This window comes from Pandoraea iniqua, assembly GCF_902459685.1.
GTDB classification, from domain to species: Bacteria; Pseudomonadota; Gammaproteobacteria; order Burkholderiales; family Burkholderiaceae; genus Pandoraea; species Pandoraea iniqua.
In genome coordinates, this window is the sequence record NZ_CABPSF010000003.1 from 401,113 (window position 1) to 417,724 (window position 16,612).

Sequence of the window (16,612 nt, forward strand, 5' to 3'; positions counted from 1 at the left end):
CAGGAGACAACCATGACCTCGTTATCCCGTACGACGCCGGCTGCCATGCCGATAGGCGACAGCTTGGAGCAACGCGCGGTGCAAAAAGCCGCGTGGCGCTTCATCCCGTTGCTTGCCCTTGCCTATTTCTTCAACTATCTGGACCGCACCAGCGTGGGGTTCGCCGCGCTCACGATGAATCGCGATCTCGGCCTGACGGCCACGCAATTCGGCTGGGGCGCGGGCATCATGTTTGCGGGTTACTGCCTGTGCGAAGTCCCGAGCAATCTCGCGCTCTATCGCTTCGGCGCGCGCCGCTGGTTAGCGCGAATCATGATCACGTGGGGCATCTTCGCGGCGGCCACGGCACTCGCCACCGGCCCGATGAGCTTCTATGTGATTCGTTTGTTGCTGGGCATTGGCGAGGCTGGCTTCTTTCCCGGCGTGATCTTCTTTCTCGCAGTTTGGTTTCCCGCGAACTACCGCACGCGGGTGCTCGCGTGGTTCACGGTGTCCACACCGCTGTCGTCGCTGGTCGGTGGCCCGTTGTCGACGTGGTTGCTGCAAATGGACGGCCTGCTCGGTCTCGCCGGCTGGAAGTGGATGTTCATCATCGAGGGCTTGCCTGCATGTCTGCTGGGCTACCTCGTGTTGAAGCTGCTTGCGGACAAACCTGCCGACGCCAAGTGGCTCACGCCCGACGAGCGGCAGGCGCTGCAACAGGCCTTCGAGCGCGAGGGCTCGGCCAGCAAGAAAAAGAAGGACTTTGGCGCAGCGCTTAAAGACGTGCGGGTGTATCTGCTCGCCTCGATCTCGTTCGGTTTCACGATGGGTTCGTACGGCATTGGCATCTGGCTGCCGCAGATGCTCAAGGCGCACGGCATGAGCGTGACGCAGACGGGCTGGCTCTCGGCGGTGCCGTACTTCTTTGCCACGATTGCGCTGCTGTGGTGGGCCAAGCGAGTGGACCGCCGCGGCGGGCATATCGCGAATCTGGCCGCTGGGCTGCTGATCGGTGCGGTGGCGTTGGGCGTATCGACGTATTTCAATCAGCTCCTGCCTGCCATGACTGGCATCACGCTTGCGCTGATCGGCACCATCGCGGGACGCACGATTTTCTTCACGCTGCCGGCGCGGTTCCTGTCGGGTCAGGCGGCTGCGGGCGGACTCGCGCTCATCAATTCGATTGGTGCGCTGGGCGGCTTTGCGGGGCCGTATCTCGTCGGTTATCTGAAAGACAGCTTCGGCACGTTCACGGCGGGCATGTTGGGCCTGTCGATCGTGCTCGGCGTCACCACGTTGCTCACACTCGCGTTGTTCGCGTTTCCGCAGGAGGAGAAGTAATGAGCGGTATTCAATCACCGGCGCGCCGCAAGCTCTTGCAGGTCGCGGCGGCGTCGGCGGCACTGTCGGCCACCCGTGTTTTCGCAAAAGAGGAATCCCGCCCCATGTCGGCGACCAGCAACTATCTGCCCGTGCGCGCCGAATGGCTGTCCGCGGGCAACGAAGCGGCCCTTGAGCCCACGATGCCCATCATCGATGCGCATCACCATTTTTACGAGCGCCCGGGCTGGATCTACCTGCTCGACGAGTATCGGGAAGACGCGCGCGGCGGGCACAACATCACGGCGTCGGTGTTCATGCAGGCGCTGACGCGATATCGGCAGTCGGGACCAGAGGCGCTGCGTCCGGTCGGTGAGACGCAATACGTCGCGGAGATCACGGCGCCGCTGCAACATGCCGCGCCGCGTGTGGCACAGGGCATGGTCGGATATGCCGATTTGCGGCGTGGCGCTGCGGTGCGCGAGGTATTGGAAGCGCATCTTGCTGCGGGGCAAGGCCGCTTTAAGGGCGTGCGGCATCTGGTGACGTGGGACGCGGACCAGACGCTGGTCAATCCGCTCTCCGCCGCGCCACGCGGGTTGTTGCTCGACAAGGACTACCGCGCTGGTGTGGCGCAGTTGGGGCCACTGGGTCTGTCGTACGATGCGTGGCTGTTTTTCCCACAGTTGCCGGAGTTGTTCGATCTGGCGAAGGCGTATCCGGAGACGCGGTTCGTCGTCAATCACTGCGGCGGCGTGGTGCGGATTGCCAGCTATGAAAACGCACGTGAAGAGGTGTTCACGCGATGGTCGCGTTCCATGCGCGAGTTGGCGCAGTTGCCGAACGTCTACGTGAAGGTTGGCGGGCTGGGGATGCGGATCAACGGCTTCGACTTCGAGAAGGGGGCGCGTTCGCCGTCATCGGAAGCCCTCGCCGAAGCGTGGAAGCCGTGGATGCACACATGTATCGAAGCATTCGGGGCTGATCGCTGCATGTTCGAGAGCAACTTCCCGGTCGACAAGGGCTCGTACACGTTCAACAACGGCTGGAACGCCTTCAAACGCCTGACGGCACAAGCCAGCGCCACGGAACGCGCCGCACTGTTCCGTGAGACGGTAACGAAGGTCTATCGGTTGGGCTGACGGTCTTGGCGCCAAGGCGGCGTGGGCAGCGCCGCCCCTGCTCCCATGGATGCCTACATACCCATCGAATGCAGCCAGAGGCATGTTCGTAGCACTCCCAACTCGCACACCCGACTAGCGAACCGGCGGTATACACAGGATTGACACGCCCACGCTGGCAGACAAGAATGCACAGGCATGAACCGGCTTGCGTTCATGAAGGGGAAAACGAATGTCGCCGCAACCGAATCAGGGTGCGAACCGTCTGCTGGCTGTGCTGCCTCCGAATGAGTGGAACCGGATCGCGCCTGAATTGATGCTGGTTGAGATGCCGCTTGGCAAAGTGATTTACGAGTCCGGCGATCAGTTGGCTCACGTCTATTTCCCAACCACCTCCATTGTTTCCCTGCTCTACGTCATGGAAGACGGCGCATCCGCCGAGATCGCCATCGTGGGCAACGACGGGCTGATTGGCATCGCCCTGTTCATGGGCGGTGAAACCACCCCCAGCCGCGCCATCGTGCAAAGCGCGGGCTATGCCTACCGCCTCAGCGCCCGTGTTCTCAAAGACGAATTCAAACGCGCCGGTCCGTTGCAGCGCCTGCTATTGCGCTACACACAGGCATTGATTACGCAAATGGCCCAGACGGCCGTCTGTAATCGCCATCACTCCATCGATCAGCAACTCTGCCGCTGGCTCTTGTTGAGTCTCGACCTTCTGCCATCGAACGAGCTCCAGATGACGCAGGAGTTAATCGCCAACATGCTCGGCGTACGCCGCTCCGGCGTCACCGAAGCCGCGCTGAAACTCCAGACGGCGGGCCTGATTCAATACAGCCACGGCCATATCAAGGTGCTCGATCGGGAAGGTCTGGAGAAGCGCGTGTGTGAGTGCTACAGCGTAGTCCGACGCGAATTCACGCGCCTCCTCCCCGACACGATCGCCACCTGACGCCTCGTCACGTCCAACGATCAAGCGGCCGTCTTCAACGTCGGCGCCGTCGTGGACGGATCGGTACCGCCGACCGCGAAGGCCAACACTGCCGGATTCATGCTGTCCACCATCGATGACGGCATCAGGATCGTGGCTCCGCGCTCCTTAGTGGTCTCGTAGATGATGTTCATCGCCCGCAACTGCAAAGCCTGCGGATGACCTTCATAGATCGTCGCGGCTTCGACAAAACGCGCCGCAATGACCGCCTCGGCCGACCCGAGAATCATGCGGGCCTGCTTTTCCCGCTCGGCCTGCGCCTGTCTCGACATTGCGTCCTGAAGCGCCACAGGAATGGCGACGTCCCGCACTTCCACTGAAATCACGGCAATCCCCCACGCCGCTGTTTTGGCACTGATATCGGCACGCAGTTGCTCGTCGGAGGCCTTTCTGTCGGAAAGCAGCGACGACAGCATCGATGCACCGATCATCTCGCGCAGCGACGTCTGCGCAACCCGGTCGATCGCCTGCCGGTAATCCGTAATGGCGAGCGCCGCCCGCTCGGCGTCGTGCACGTGCCAGAAGATGATGGCGTCGACATTCACCGGCACCGTGTCTTTCGTCAGCGCCTGTTCCGCGTTGAATGCCGTAGTTTGAATGCGGGTATCGATGATGGCCGTCACGTTATCGACGACCGGCAGAATCATGAACAGCCCGGGACCCTTCACGCTTTGGAGCTTGCCGGCACGCAGAATGACGAACTTCTGCCATGCATTGGCCATCTTCAGCGTGGACGCGAGCAGCATGGCCGCGACGACGAAACATGCCGCCAGATAGGGGCTGACATACGCACCGGTCGCCGCGCCCATCAGCAGGAGAACCAGTACGAGAAACGATGTGATCGGATTCATGAAAAAACGCCTCCTGCGGGCGTCTCGTCATCAGAATTGGTATCGGTTCACCCGCGAAACGGAAACCGTTGAACAACCAGCTCCCAATTCATCATAGGTCGCAGCTTCGATAGCGTTGGCACGGCTTAAGCGCACTAGCGAGCGATTCAAGCCCGCTTCCGCGCCCGCCCGTTCGTCAGCGGCGGTTCCACCGGGGTATTGCGCAGCGACGTCAGCACGCGCTGCGCCGCCTCCCCACATCCTTCCCCTTCCCCACGCTGCTCGATCGCCGCGATCAGCGCCGAGATGTTGTGTTTGCTCTGCGCGAGGCTCTGTTCCAGTTGCTCGATTTCGCCGACCTTACGGCGTAACACGTCGAGCAGCAAGTCATGCGGCCATGCGCTGAGATCCGGCGGCAAAATCGCACGAATTTCGTCGAGCGAAAAACCCGCGTTCTGGGCGCGACGAATGATATCGAGCCTTGTCAGGGCATCGTCGCCGTAGTCGCGGTAGCCGTTGGCCTGCCGTTGCGCGTCGGGAAGCAGCCCTTCGCCCTCGTAAAAGCGGATCTTCGACGCCGCCAGGCCGCTGACTTTCGCCAGCTCACCAATCTTCATCATCCGTCTCCGGGCACTTGACATTAAAGCTTACTTTAAGGTTATCGTCCCCTCATCGTCAACTGAGGAAGCGACGCGATGAAGCTCTTCACCCCCCTTACCTTGCCCAACGGCACCACGATTCCGAACCGGCTCGCCAAGGCCGCCATGGAAGAAAACATGGCCGACGCCGACCACGCACCGTCCGACGCGCTACTGCGCCTTTATGACGCGTGGGCGCGCGGCGGCGCGGGCTTGATCTTGACGGGCAACGTCATGATCGACGCGCAAGCCATGACGGGCCCCAACGGCGTAGTGCTGCAAGATGACGCCCACCTCGAACGCTTTCGCCGCTGGGCGGACACGGCGCGCGCGCAAGGGGCACAGATCTGGATGCAGCTCAACCATCCGGGCCGTCAAATGCAATCGGCGCTCGGGCAGCCCACGGTGGCCCCCTCGGCAGTCGCGCTGGATCTCGGCTCGCTGTCGAAGCGATTCGCCGTGCCCAGAGAGTTGACCCCGGCCGACATTGCCGACGTGCAGGCGCGTTTTGTTCGCAGCGCCGAGCTTGCTGAGCGCAGCGGCTTCAACGGTGTGCAGATTCATGCGGCACACGGCTATCTGCTCAGCCAATTTCTCTCGCCACTGACCAACAAGCGTCAGGACGCGTGGGGCGGCAGTCTCGAGAACCGTGCCCGCTTGCTGATCGACGTCGTGCGGGCCGTTCGACAAGCGGTGTCCCCCGGCTTTGCGGTGGCGGTGAAACTGAATTCGGCAGATTTTCAACGCGGCGGCTTCAGCGCGGACGACGCCAAGCGTGTGGTCGAGTTGCTCAATCCGCTGGGCGTCGATCTGGTCGAGCTGTCTGGGGGAAGTTATGAGGCGCCCGCGATGCAGGGTCAGGCGCGCGACGGGCGCACGCTGGCCCGTGAAGCTTACTTTCTGGAATTTGCGCGAGACATTACGGCCGTGGCACGCATGCCGCTGATGGTCACAGGAGGCGTACGGCGTCGTGCCGTGGCCGAGCAGGTGATCGATTCCGGCGTGGCAATGGTCGGCATTGCCACTGCCTTGTCCATCGACCCTGCGTTGCCCCGTCACTGGCGCGATGGCAAGCATAGCGAGCCGAACCTGCGCCCGATCACGTGGAAGAGCAAGACGCTCGGCTCGCTGGCGAATATGGCCGTCGTCAAATTCCAGCTCAACCGATTGAGCGCCGGGCGCACGACGAAACCCGACGTGTCACCGCTCAGGGCGTTGATCTTGCAGCAGATCGCAACGGCATGCCAGACGCGGCGCTATCGCCAGTGGATGGAACGAAGCGCCGCGCGGTAACGCGTTATTTGACTGGCAGCTCGAATGCCGGGTCGATGGGCACCCGGTAACCGACCGCCAGCCGATTGGTTTCGTTCGCCATGCCGACCACGGCCAGCAATTCGCCGAACATTTCGTCGGTCATGCCCGCGCGCCGGGCGGCGGCGGTATGGCTGGCGACGCAGTACCCGCAGTTGTTCGTGACGCTCACGGCAACGTAGATCAATTCCTTGATCAGCGGGTCGAGTGCCCCCAGTGCCATCACATCCTTGATGCTGTCCCACGTGCGGGCCAGCGTGGGCGGGTGTTGGGCGATGAATTTCCAGAAATTGTTGACGTCGGGGACACCGCGCGTCGTCATGATGTCGTCAAAGACCGCCTTGACTTCCGGCGCGGCGTTGGCGTACTCGACAGGGGCTTGGCTCATGGATAGGCCTTTCAGTGGGCGGCTGGGCAAAGCGCTAGATTACAAGCTTTTGCGCGCGCGTTCCGGCCAGTTCGCGGCCCCCTTCAGCGACGCGCCAGCGGTCCTCATTTCGGGGTGCGCCTGCATAGCGCCCCCCCTGCACAGGCGTTCTTGCGATAAACGCAAGACATAATCGCAAATGAGAATCATTTTGCTTTTTGCCGAATAATCGGGGATGATGGCTCATCTGTTTCTGGAGAGTTCTTGATGGGTACGTCCACCGATTTTGCCGCCCCGGTTACTGCATCGCGTCAGTTGGCGCTCGATGCCCTGCTCTCGCGCCAGTCGCACTGGCCGCTGGTCGAACCGGCACCGAACGATGTGGAACTGAATCTGGTTTTCGATGCGGCGTTGCGCGCGCCCGACCATGGCCGCCTGCGTCCATGGCGCTTTGTCATCGTGCGCGACGAGGCACGTGAGGATCTGGGGCAGGCACTGGTCGAAATCGCCGCCAAGCGCAATCCGGACGCCCCCGCTGAGACCCACGAGCAGCGCCGTCGCAAGGCGTTCGCGGCACCGGCAATCATCGTGATCGCAGCGTCCGTCTCGACGCAAACGAGCGTGCCGGAAGGCGAGCAACTGCTGTCGGTGGGCGCCGCCACCATGAACATGCTCAATGCGCTGCACATCCTCGGCTACGGCGGCTTCTGGGCAACCGGCCCCGATGCTTATGACGCCGACCTGCATCAAGTGCTCGATTTCGAGCCGAATGAAAAGATTCTGGGCTTCCTGTTCGTTGGCTCGCCGCCTGCCGACGCCGAGGTCAGCCCCCGTGCCGAGCGCGCGGATCATGTGCGCGAATGGCTGGGCCGCCTCTCGATCTGATCAACCGGTATTAACAACAAAGTCGGGCGCTTCGGCGCCCGTTTTGTCATTCCGCTCTCGTCGCCGAACCCATAACCGGCGTGCTAAAGTCGCGCATCATTCCTTGCAAGGCGCACGCAAAGCGCCCAACGCGACTATGCCGATGCCGGACATCCTTCCCGAGAAAACCGCGCTAGTGATCATGCATTATCAGACCGACATTCTGGCGTTATTCCCGTCGGTCGCTCCCACCCTGCTCTCGAATACGCGCAAGCTATGTGACGCTGCCCGCGCGAAGGGTATCGCGCTCTATTTCGCCAAGATTCATTTCAGCCCCGGTTATCCGGAAGTCAGCCCGTTGAACAAAAACGGGCAAGGCATCAAGCAATTGGGGCTATTCGTTGAAGATCGGATTTCACCGGAGCTGGGCCAACAGCCCAATGAACCGCTGATCATTGCGCATCGGGCCAGTGTGTTCCACGGCACCGATCTTGAAGTACGCCTCTCCGCCAAAGGAATCGACACCTTGATCATGGCCGGCATCGCATCGACCGGGGTGATGCTGTCATCGATTGCCTATGCAAGCGATGCGGACTTCCGGTTATTCACCGTGAAAGACTGCTGCTACGACCCCGATCAAGTCGTGCACGATCACCTGTTCTCGACCGCATTCGAATCGCGAACTCACGTGCTTTCGCTCCCCGATGCATTAACGTGGCTTGCGTAAGTCGCATTGATATTGATTATTAATATCGTCACAATTCAAACGACAGTATGGAATGCTGTCACGCAACATCGGCCTGCAATACCGTTCGCATACCGAATCAGCACGGATGCAAAAGAAATTGTCTTGGCACTATAATCCGCCTAATCGGAAACGAATTATCCGATTTCGACCGGACAGCTATCCCGATCGATATAGCGAAAAGCATCATTAACGGGGCTTCCCTTGCTCGAACGTACCTTACCGGCATTAAGACCGGGACGTTTCGTGTCTTAACGCATGCATAAACAGCCCGAGGTTTGTCGATAAAGCCGCTTTCAGGCGAGGAGACCACTGATGAAGTGTCCCCCTGTATTGCCGATGGAAACCGAGAGACTCGCTGCGTTGGCTGAATACGGTCTGGGTAGCGACCGTCCGCTGCCCAGCCTTGATGTCGTCGTGCGAATTGCCGCGCATATGTTTGACGTGCCGGTGGCCGCCGTCAACATGGTCGGCAACGATCACGTGTTTTTTGCGGCGGCGGCCGGATTTTCAGACGGCGACGTCGACATGAGCCGCGACGCCTCGTTTTGCGCGCACGCCATCCTTCAGGATGCCGTGTTGGTGGTTCCCGACGCGACCCGCGACGACCGTTTCCACGACAACCCACTCGTCACCGGGCCGTCACAAGTGCGCTTCTATGCGGGCGTGCCGCTCATGTCGGTCGGCGGGCATGCGCTTGGCGCCCTGTGCGTCATCGACACTAAACCGAATCACAATTTCTCCGCCGTCGACGGCGAACGCCTGCGCGAACTCGCAAGAATGGCATCTGACCGGCTTGAGCTGCGGCGCGTGGAACTCTTCGTCGAGCGCGACCGGCGCACCTTTGCCGAGCCCGAGCGGCGCTCGCCGACGGCCATGATCCGCTTCGACGAGAGCGGCAAAATTCTCGAGTGGAATCTGGCGGCCGCCACGCTTTACGGCTACGACATCGCCGACGGCCCGGGCCTCACGCTCGAGACGCTCGTGCCCGAACATGGCCGCCCCTCGTTACGCGACCGAATCGCGCAAGTGGTGGCCGCGGGCTCGGTCGATGGCGTCACCATGCCATCCGTGGTGTATGGGCTGCGCCGCGACGGCATCGAGTTTCTACTGAGCGCTTCGCTGTTCTGCTGGCGCGAAAACGGTGTGCTGACGTTCAATGCCCACGTGCATGATCTGAGTGCGCTGCGCGACGAGAAGGACGCACTCAAGCGACTCGCCAGCACCGACGTGCTTACCGGGGTGGCCAATCGCGCAAGCTTCTATCGGAACACGGAAATCACGTCAGCGTCGATGACCGGCGCGGCGGTGGTGATTATCGATCTCGACGGATTCAAGGACGTCAACGACACCTTGGGGCACGAGGTCGGTGACGGCATTCTTTGCGAAGTCTCTCGACGTCTTACGGCGCTGGCTCGCCCGGACGACACCGTCGCGCGCATCGGCGCAGACGAGTTCGCCCTTTTGCTGCCGGGCGTGACGAAGACGGCAGACGCACGTCTCTTTGCAGACGCAGCAGCGGCGGCCATCGCCGAACCGATGGTCATCGGCGGCTTCGACGTTCGCGTGACCGCATGTTGTGGCATCGCCGTCTCGCCGCAGCACGCGCACGAGGCGCTTAGCCTGATCAGCAACGCAGATCTCGCGCTGTCGAGGGCCAAGCATCACGGGCCCGGTCAGGTGTTTGTGTTTGTCGAGGCGTTGCGCATGGAAGCGGTGGCGCGGCGCGTGTACAACATCGAGCTTCACCGGGCCGTCAACGACGGCGAGTTCGTGCTGTTCTATCAGCCGCAGGTCGATTTTGCGGACGGCTCGCTCACGGGTGCGGAAGCGCTTATCCGTTGGCGGCATCCGCAACGCGGTTTGTTGTCTCCCGCCGCGTTTTTGCCCGCATTGGAACGCGGACCGCTGGCGGCGGCCGTGGGTGCGTGGGTGCTCGACGAAGCTTGTGCGCAGGCGGCCTTCTGGCGCCGCAACGGCGCGACGGCATTTCGGATCGGTGTGAACCTGTTCGGTTTGCAGTTCCGCATCGGCAGCGTCGTCGATGAAGTGATCGCGGTGCTCAACCGGCATGGCCTGCCACCGCAGGCGCTCGAACTCGAAGTGACCGAAAGCATCGTGCTCGATGACGACGTCGTGCTCGACGCGCTGCGACGCTTGCGCGACTATGGCGTCGGCATTGCGTTTGACGATTTCGGCACCGGCTATGCGTCGATCAGTTTGCTCAGACGCTATCCGCTCAGCCGCATCAAGATCGACCGCTCATTCGTGCAGGCGATGGTCGAGTCGGAACGCGATGCGTCAGTCGTGCGGGCGCTCGTGGACATGACGCGAAGTTTCGATTTGCGAACGACGGCAGAAGGTGTCGAGACCGCCGAGCAACGAGACAACTTGCGCCAACTCGGCTGCGACGAAGGACAGGGGTATCTGTTCGGAAAACCGATGCCGGCCTCGGAGTTCGGCACCACGTTCAACGTCGGGCGGACTAGCGGATGGGGTGAGTGGAATTTGAACCGTGCGTAGCGAGTGACAAGGGTGATGCGCACAGGCAGCGACGCATCACCCCGCCTCTACTCAAGAAACCACCGAATGCAACCGTCCGCGCGCAGCGGCAGCACTCGCGCCGCCTTGCCCCAGTGAATCGAAGCGGGACATGTGCGGTTCGTCGGACTGCACCAACTGGAACACCGCCACGGCCTGCTTCAGCGATTCCGCCTGCTCCGCAAGCGATTGCGCGGCCGCCGATGCCTGCTCAACCAGTGCGGCGTTCTGCTGCGTGACCTCGTCCATCTGCGTCACCGCACGCGCCACCTGATCGATACCCGTCGTCTGTTCTTCCGACGCCGCCGAAATCTCCGCCATGATGTCGGTCACCCGGCGCACGCTGCCGGCGATCTCCTGCATCGCTGCGCCCGCCTCGCCGACGATGCGGCTGCCGGCAGCCGAGCGTTCGGCCGATGTCTCGATCAACGTCTTGATATCGCGTGCCGCGCTCGCCGAGCGTTGCGCCAAGGTCCGCACCTCGTTGGCCACCACCGCAAATCCCCGGCCCTGCTCACCAGCCCGCGCCGCTTCCACCGCCGCATTGAGCGCGAGAATGTTCGTCTGGAATGCAATGCCGTCGATCAGCGCGATGATTTCCCGGATCTTGGCCGAACCGGCGTCGATCTGGCGCATTGTGTCGGTCACCTGCGCCATCGCGCTGTCACCTGCGCTGGTCTGCTCGCTGGCCTGACGCGCCAACTGATTCGCCTGATGCGCATGCTCCATGTTCTGGCGCACGGTACCGGTGAGTTGCTCCATGCTCGCTGCCGTCTCTTCGAGCGACGCGGCCTGCTGTTCCGTGCGCGACGACAGGTCGAGATTGCCCGCCGCGATCTCACGGGCGCTGGCCGCAATCGCCTCGCCACTCTTGCGCACCCGCGCGACCGTGTCGCCAAGCTGCGCCTTCATGGCGGCAAGTGCCTCAAGCAGCCGCCCCATTTCGTCGGTCGACGTGATCTGCACCGCCCGGCGCAGATTGCCGTCGGCGATCTCTTGGAAGTGTTCGAGCACGTCGTCCAACGGTCGCGTAATCGCCCGATTCAACGCCCGTGCGGTGAGGAATGCCGCGATAACCGCGAACCCGACGGCGCAGAGCGTCAGCACCAGTTGGCGGTCATAGGCCGACTCGGCCGACTCGAAGCTGGTTTTTGCACGCGCGTCGTAAAGCTGCTTGAGCGCGTCATTAGCATTCACGTAGGACGTATAGCGCTTGCCGAGTACCGCCGCCTGCTCGTAATACGCATCGGTCTGACCGGCCGAGATGCCGTTCTGCACCAGTGTGAACGCCTCTTTCAGCGCCTGCCGGGCACTGGTCACCTGTGCGGCCAGACGCTGCTCGTCAGCGTCAGCCGGCAAGGCCAGATAGGCTTGCCACGCCTTCTCGGATTCCCCCCAGTAGGTCGTGCCCTTCTTGATATCGTCGGCTTTAAGATCGGCTGTGGGGGCCTGCGGCGCTCTGAGCACCACCGCGCGGGCGCGGCCAATCTGAATTTCTGCCTCGCCGAGCAACCGGGTACTCGCCAGTTCCTTGTTGTAGACCTCTCGCAGACTGCCGACCGTCTCGCGCAACCCCGCGAGCGTCAGACCGCCCACCACCACGACCAGCGTGGCGAGCCCCGCCACAGCCAACCGTAACCGCCAACGAATCGTCCAATTCTTCAACATTTGCGCTTTCGCCTTTCTTTCGGAATGGCGGTATCCGACCCCGGAATCCGCCGCCCGACATGCTGCCCGAAATGCGTGACAAACGCACGCGTGTCATTGTTGTCTGGGCTAGCCCGGAGACGGCCTCGTCGCCGGGCTGACATGACGGGTCAAAGGGCCGCAAAGGCCCCTAAGGGCTCCAACGGCGCAAACGTAAAAAACTTGAGAAAACAGCCGGTTACGGTGCAAACCTCCTTATTTCGGCGCCGAAGTCGTCAACCTCGCACCGCCCTGACCGGCGCCAGTCCGTGGGCCGCCATCACCTCGACGATCCAGTCGATGAACACCCGAAGTTTGGCGCTGACGTGCCGATTCGGCGCAAACGCGACGTACATCGGCATGGCGTCCAACGTCCAGTCGTCGAAAAGAGGCACCAACGCCCCTCGCGCCGCCGCATCCCTCGCCATATATTCCGGCAGCCACAACACCCCCATCCCCGCCAATCCGGCGGCCAGATACGCATTGCCGTCGTCAACCGCTAGCGCGTATTTGCCATGCACGTTGACCTGCTCGGCACCACGGCGCATGGCATAAGGCAACGGCTTACCGATGCGCGACCAGCGGAAACCGACGATCCGGTGATGTGAGTCTTCCAGATCGCCCGGGTGCGACGGCGCACCGGCGCGGGCCAGATAGTCCGGAGCGGCATAAACCCCCAGCTGCAAGTCGCCGACATGGCGCGCCATCAACGACTGGTCGGTCAGTTCGCCCCCGCGCACCACACAATCGACGTTCTCCCCGATCAGGTCGACCATCCGGTCGCTCACGCCCATATCGAGTTGAATGTCGGGGTAGCGCGCATAAAACGCCGGCAACGCGGGCATCAGAATCAGGCTCGCAAAGGGACTCGGCACATCGACGCGCAAGCGCCCGCGTGGCAGGGTCGACGCATCGGAGAGGCTGGTCTCCGCGTCGTCCATATCCGCCAGCAACCGTACTACACGGTCGTAATAAGCGGCACCGTCGGCGGTGACGTTGACCTTGCGCGTGGTCCGGTTGAGCAGCTTCACGCGCAACCGCGCTTCCAGTTGCTGAACCAGTTGCGTCACGCTGGTCTTGCTCATGTGCAGCGTCTCGGCGGCCTTGGTGAAACTGCCCGCCTCCACCACACGCACAAACGCCTGCATGGCGTCGAATCGGTCCAATGGCGCCTCCTGACAAATCGGATCGAGATATTCGGGACTTTCGATTGTTTGCATTTTACAAACAGTGAAGGGTGCAGTTGCCCGTTTATCGCGTTCGCGCGCCCGCTTAGAGTGCCTTCATCGCATAACCCGGGCCGACTGGCGGCCCTTCGAAGGAGTGGATGAATGACGATTCGCGACGTGGTATTTCCTGCTGGCCGTCAGGCCCTGTATGACCGTAACCGCTACTCCCCGGCGATTCGCGCCGACGGCTTCCTGTTCGTCTCCGGACAGGTCGGCAGCCGTGAAGACGGGTCGCCGGAGCCAGACCTCGAGGCCCAAGTGCGACGGGCTTTCGATAATCTCAACGCCGTCTTGAAAGCGGCCGACTGCACCTTCGATGATGTGGTCGACGTGACGGTGTTCATGGTCGATCCGGCGGCAACGTTCGAGCGCGTATGGAAAATCGTGCCCGAGTACTGGGGCGAAGCGCCCCACCCGACGCTGACCGCCGTGGGTGTGACGTGGTTGTACGGCTTCCAGTTCGAAATCAAGGTGATCGCGAAGCTGCCGGCAAATTGACCGCCCAGCCGGCGGCACCTGTGAGCCCAAGGGTCAAAGGTGCCGCCACGATCGCCATGATCGCTACGCAGACTCAGAACCGGTGCCGCACACCGACCCGCAGCAGCCCCTGCCCATTGCTCGACGATGCGGCCACGCCATAGATCTGCGCAACCGCCGACCGGGCCGTCGAATCCGTGCCGGTCGCGCGCTGGTAAATCGCAAGGGCGTAAATGTCCGTGCGCTTCGACAAGAAGTAGTCGTACACGGCGCTCAGTTGCTGATACCGCGCATTTTCCGCGCGCGTGTACGTGTAGGCGCCGGAGATCACCACCGCTGGCGACCACGTGTACTGGGCGTTCAGCTCATAGTTGTTCATCTTCGCCGTGCCGCTGAACGGCGTCGTGCTCGAGACGCTGACGTCCTTGAACTGGGTGTTGGTGTACAGCAGCCCCAACTTGACCGGTCCCAATTGGTACGAGCCGCCGGCCCCGATGACCTGCAACGACTTCGCGGTCGAATAACCACTCGTGACCGGGCTCGTCATGCTGCCGTCGTACATCGATGTGAGCGGGTTCTGTGCATTCAGATAACCGAAGCCCAGATGCAGCGGCCCGCGCAGATAGCTGGCCCCCAAGCTGTAGATCTGATTCGTCCGGTAGGACCCCGCGACACCGCCGAAGCTGTACACGCCACCGAACGTGAAGCCCTTGTAGTCGGCGCTGTTAAAGCGCACCGAATTGTTCACGCGGGCGGTCGAATCGACGTTATCGGCATCGCCCGGGTGAGAGCTCATGAAGCCGACCAGCTTGTTGCTCGAGGCCAGCGGCCCGAGAAAGGTGCCCAGCGAATCGTAGTGCCGCCCGATCGTGACCGAGCCGAAGTCCCCCGACAGCCCGACGAACGCCTGCCGGCCAAACTCCCGGCTATTATTGGCGAGCTTGCCGTTAGTGATGTCGAACCCGTTCTCCAGACGGAAAATCGCTTGCAACCCGCCGCCCAGATCCTCCGTGCCACGCAGTCCCCATCGGTTGCCGTTAAGCGCGCCGCCTGCCACCTGAACGTTGTGTGAGCCGCCCTGATTGGTCGTGTAGTTCACGCCGTTGTCCAGAATCCCGTAGATCGTCACCTGACTCTGCGCCGCCGCATACCCGCTGAATGTGAGCAGAGCGCCCGCCGCGATACTTCTTTTTTTCATAATACGCAGTCCTAATTGATAAAAACAATCGATCGCCGTGCAAACACCACGGGTCACGAGCGAGAAGAGAAATGCGCCTGCCAACGCCCCCGACAGGGCGCCCTGATGTCGGGAGCGAAGGCATGCGGCACCTACTGCCAAAACAACTACCCCTACCCTACCCGCGCCTGTCGCCATCGCTGGCGGCAAGCGCGAATATCGGTTGCGATAACACAGTCCGTGCCCACTAGGCGGGCACGGCCGGCGCATCGAAAAGCATGCAGCGGTCCTGCGGCAAGTGCAGCCAGACGCTGTCCGCCTGAATCTCGCGCACCGCGCGCACACGCACTTCGGCACCGCCAATGGCGACGAGATACTCCATGTGCGTGCCAAGAAAGTCGCGTTGCAGCACATTGCCGCGAATCACGTTCGGGAGCGTGTCATTCGTATCGACGATCTCCACGTGATCGGCCCGAATCGCAATTTGTGCCGCACTGCCTTGTGCCGCTGTGCCGTTTTCTGCACGCAACAACTGCCCGTCGGCCAGCCGCACGGTCCGCTCGCCCGCCGCACCGACCGACTCGACGGTGCACGACAGCAGGTTGCTGTGGCCGACAAAGTCCGCCACAAACGGGTTGCGAGGGGCTTGATAGATATCGCGCGGCGTACCGATCTGCACGATCCGGCCCGCGCTCATGACGGCGATGCGGTCGCTCAACGAGAGCGCCTCATCCTGATCGTGCGTGACATACACGGTCGTGATCCGCAGCCGGCGCTGCAATTCCCGCAACCAGCCGCGTGCGCGCAGTCGCAGCGTCGAATCGAGATTCGAGAGCGGCTCGTCCAGCAGCAACAACGTCGGCTCGTAGACCAGCGTGCGGGCCAGTGCGACACGTTGCTGCTGCCCGCCCGACAGTTCGTGCGGATAGCGCTGGGCCAGCGGCAGCATTTCGACCAGCCCGAGCGCGTCGTCCACTTTCTGATCGAGCACGGCCTTGCGCACGCCGCGAAGGCGCAACGGATACGCCACGTTCTCCCGCACGGTCATGTGCGGCCAAAGCGCGTACGACTGAAAGACAAGGCCGCAATTGCGCGCCTCCGGGGCAAGCTCGATGTTCTCGTCGCGATCGAAAAGCCGTACTGGGCCCAGCGTGATGCGCCCGCTCGTCGGCGTTTCAAGCCCGGCAATCGAGAACAGCGTGGTGGACTTGCCGCAGCCGCTGGGGCCGAGCAGCGTCAGAAATTCGCCGTCGCGAACTTCCAGCGAAACGTTCTTCAGAATGTCGACATCGCCGTGACGCTTGCACAACGAGTCGATTTGCAATGCAGCCAT

General features: G+C 62.2%; 15 protein-coding genes. 8 read left to right on the forward strand and 7 right to left on the reverse strand.

Annotation, left to right across the window (positions count from 1 at the left end; translation table 11 throughout):
• Positions 1-12: 12 nt before the first annotated feature.
• From PIN31009_RS12770 to PIN31009_RS12780, 3 genes are all read left to right on the forward strand, one after another.
• The gene (locus PIN31009_RS12770) at positions 13-1,323 is read left to right on the forward strand and encodes an MFS transporter (protein ID WP_150685322.1); all 1,311 of its coding nucleotides are present in this window, start codon (positions 13-15) and stop codon (positions 1,321-1,323) included.
• Entirely contained in the window at positions 1,323-2,444 is a 1,122-nt protein-coding gene (locus tag PIN31009_RS12775; protein ID WP_150790499.1) for an amidohydrolase family protein, read from the forward strand. Before PIN31009_RS12770 ends, PIN31009_RS12775 begins: the two co-directional genes overlap by 1 nt.
• Before the next feature lie 211 nt (positions 2,445-2,655).
• Positions 2,656-3,375 carry a Crp/Fnr family transcriptional regulator gene (locus PIN31009_RS12780; RefSeq protein WP_150685320.1) on the forward strand — a complete coding sequence of 240 codons (720 nt, stop codon included), beginning with the start codon at positions 2,656-2,658 and terminating at the stop codon, positions 3,373-3,375.
• 20 nt (positions 3,376-3,395) lie between these two features.
• On the opposite strand, the gene PIN31009_RS12785 is transcribed toward PIN31009_RS12780, so the two are convergent.
• Together PIN31009_RS12785 and PIN31009_RS12790 are read right to left on the reverse strand one after the other, a co-directional pair.
• On the reverse strand, positions 3,396-4,265 hold the full coding sequence (locus tag PIN31009_RS12785; protein WP_150790500.1) for a slipin family protein: 870 nt from the start codon (positions 4,263-4,265) through the stop codon (positions 3,396-3,398).
• Between the two features lie 146 nt (positions 4,266-4,411).
• Positions 4,412-4,861 (reverse strand): MerR family transcriptional regulator, encoded by a 450-nt coding sequence (locus PIN31009_RS12790; RefSeq protein WP_150790878.1) that lies wholly within the window; start codon positions 4,859-4,861, stop codon positions 4,412-4,414.
• A gap of 78 nt (positions 4,862-4,939) precedes the next feature.
• Here PIN31009_RS12790 and PIN31009_RS12795 point away from each other — a divergent pair, with 78 nt between their 5' ends.
• The gene (locus tag PIN31009_RS12795; protein WP_150790501.1) at positions 4,940-6,175 is read left to right on the forward strand and encodes an NADH:flavin oxidoreductase/NADH oxidase family protein; all 1,236 of its coding nucleotides are present in this window, start codon (positions 4,940-4,942) and stop codon (positions 6,173-6,175) included.
• A gap of 4 nt (positions 6,176-6,179) precedes the next feature.
• Here PIN31009_RS12795 and PIN31009_RS12800 read toward each other — a convergent pair whose 3' ends face one another.
• Positions 6,180-6,581, reverse strand: a complete 402-nt coding sequence (locus PIN31009_RS12800; RefSeq protein WP_150790502.1) for a carboxymuconolactone decarboxylase family protein — start codon at positions 6,579-6,581, stop codon at positions 6,180-6,182.
• Positions 6,582-6,827: 246 nt separating this feature from the next.
• Here PIN31009_RS12800 and PIN31009_RS12805 point away from each other — a divergent pair, with 246 nt between their 5' ends.
• From PIN31009_RS12805 to PIN31009_RS12815, 3 genes are all read left to right on the forward strand, one after another.
• Positions 6,828-7,445, forward strand: a complete 618-nt coding sequence (locus tag PIN31009_RS12805; RefSeq protein ID WP_150685316.1) for a nitroreductase family protein — start codon at positions 6,828-6,830, stop codon at positions 7,443-7,445.
• Between the two features lie 136 nt (positions 7,446-7,581).
• Positions 7,582-8,151 carry a cysteine hydrolase family protein gene (locus PIN31009_RS12810; RefSeq protein ID WP_150790503.1) on the forward strand — a complete coding sequence of 190 codons (570 nt, stop codon included), beginning with the start codon at positions 7,582-7,584 and terminating at the stop codon, positions 8,149-8,151.
• Positions 8,152-8,484: 333 nt separating this feature from the next.
• Complete coding sequence (locus tag PIN31009_RS12815) at positions 8,485-10,692, forward strand: putative bifunctional diguanylate cyclase/phosphodiesterase (RefSeq protein WP_150790504.1); 2,208 nt, start codon at positions 8,485-8,487, stop codon at positions 10,690-10,692.
• A 51-nt stretch (positions 10,693-10,743) separates the two neighbouring features.
• On the opposite strand, the gene PIN31009_RS28345 is transcribed toward PIN31009_RS12815, so the two are convergent.
• Together PIN31009_RS28345 and PIN31009_RS12825 are read right to left on the reverse strand one after the other, a co-directional pair.
• Positions 10,744-12,378 (reverse strand): methyl-accepting chemotaxis protein, encoded by a 1,635-nt coding sequence (locus tag PIN31009_RS28345; RefSeq protein ID WP_150790505.1) that lies wholly within the window; start codon positions 12,376-12,378, stop codon positions 10,744-10,746.
• 254 nt (positions 12,379-12,632) lie between these two features.
• Positions 12,633-13,562 carry a LysR family transcriptional regulator gene (locus PIN31009_RS12825; protein WP_150790506.1) on the reverse strand — a complete coding sequence of 310 codons (930 nt, stop codon included), beginning with the start codon at positions 13,560-13,562 and terminating at the stop codon, positions 12,633-12,635.
• A 165-nt stretch (positions 13,563-13,727) separates the two neighbouring features.
• Here PIN31009_RS12825 and PIN31009_RS12830 point away from each other — a divergent pair, with 165 nt between their 5' ends.
• Positions 13,728-14,123 carry a RidA family protein gene (locus PIN31009_RS12830; protein ID WP_150790507.1) on the forward strand — a complete coding sequence of 132 codons (396 nt, stop codon included), beginning with the start codon at positions 13,728-13,730 and terminating at the stop codon, positions 14,121-14,123.
• A 73-nt stretch (positions 14,124-14,196) separates the two neighbouring features.
• Here the strand turns inward: PIN31009_RS12830 and PIN31009_RS12835 are convergent, their stop codons facing one another.
• Positions 14,197-15,300, reverse strand: coding sequence for a porin (locus PIN31009_RS12835; RefSeq protein ID WP_150790508.1), 1,104 nt, complete (start codon positions 15,298-15,300; stop codon positions 14,197-14,199).
• Between the two features lie 226 nt (positions 15,301-15,526).
• On the reverse strand, positions 15,527-16,612 hold the full coding sequence (locus tag PIN31009_RS12840) for an ABC transporter ATP-binding protein (protein WP_150790509.1): 1,086 nt from the start codon (positions 16,610-16,612) through the stop codon (positions 15,527-15,529).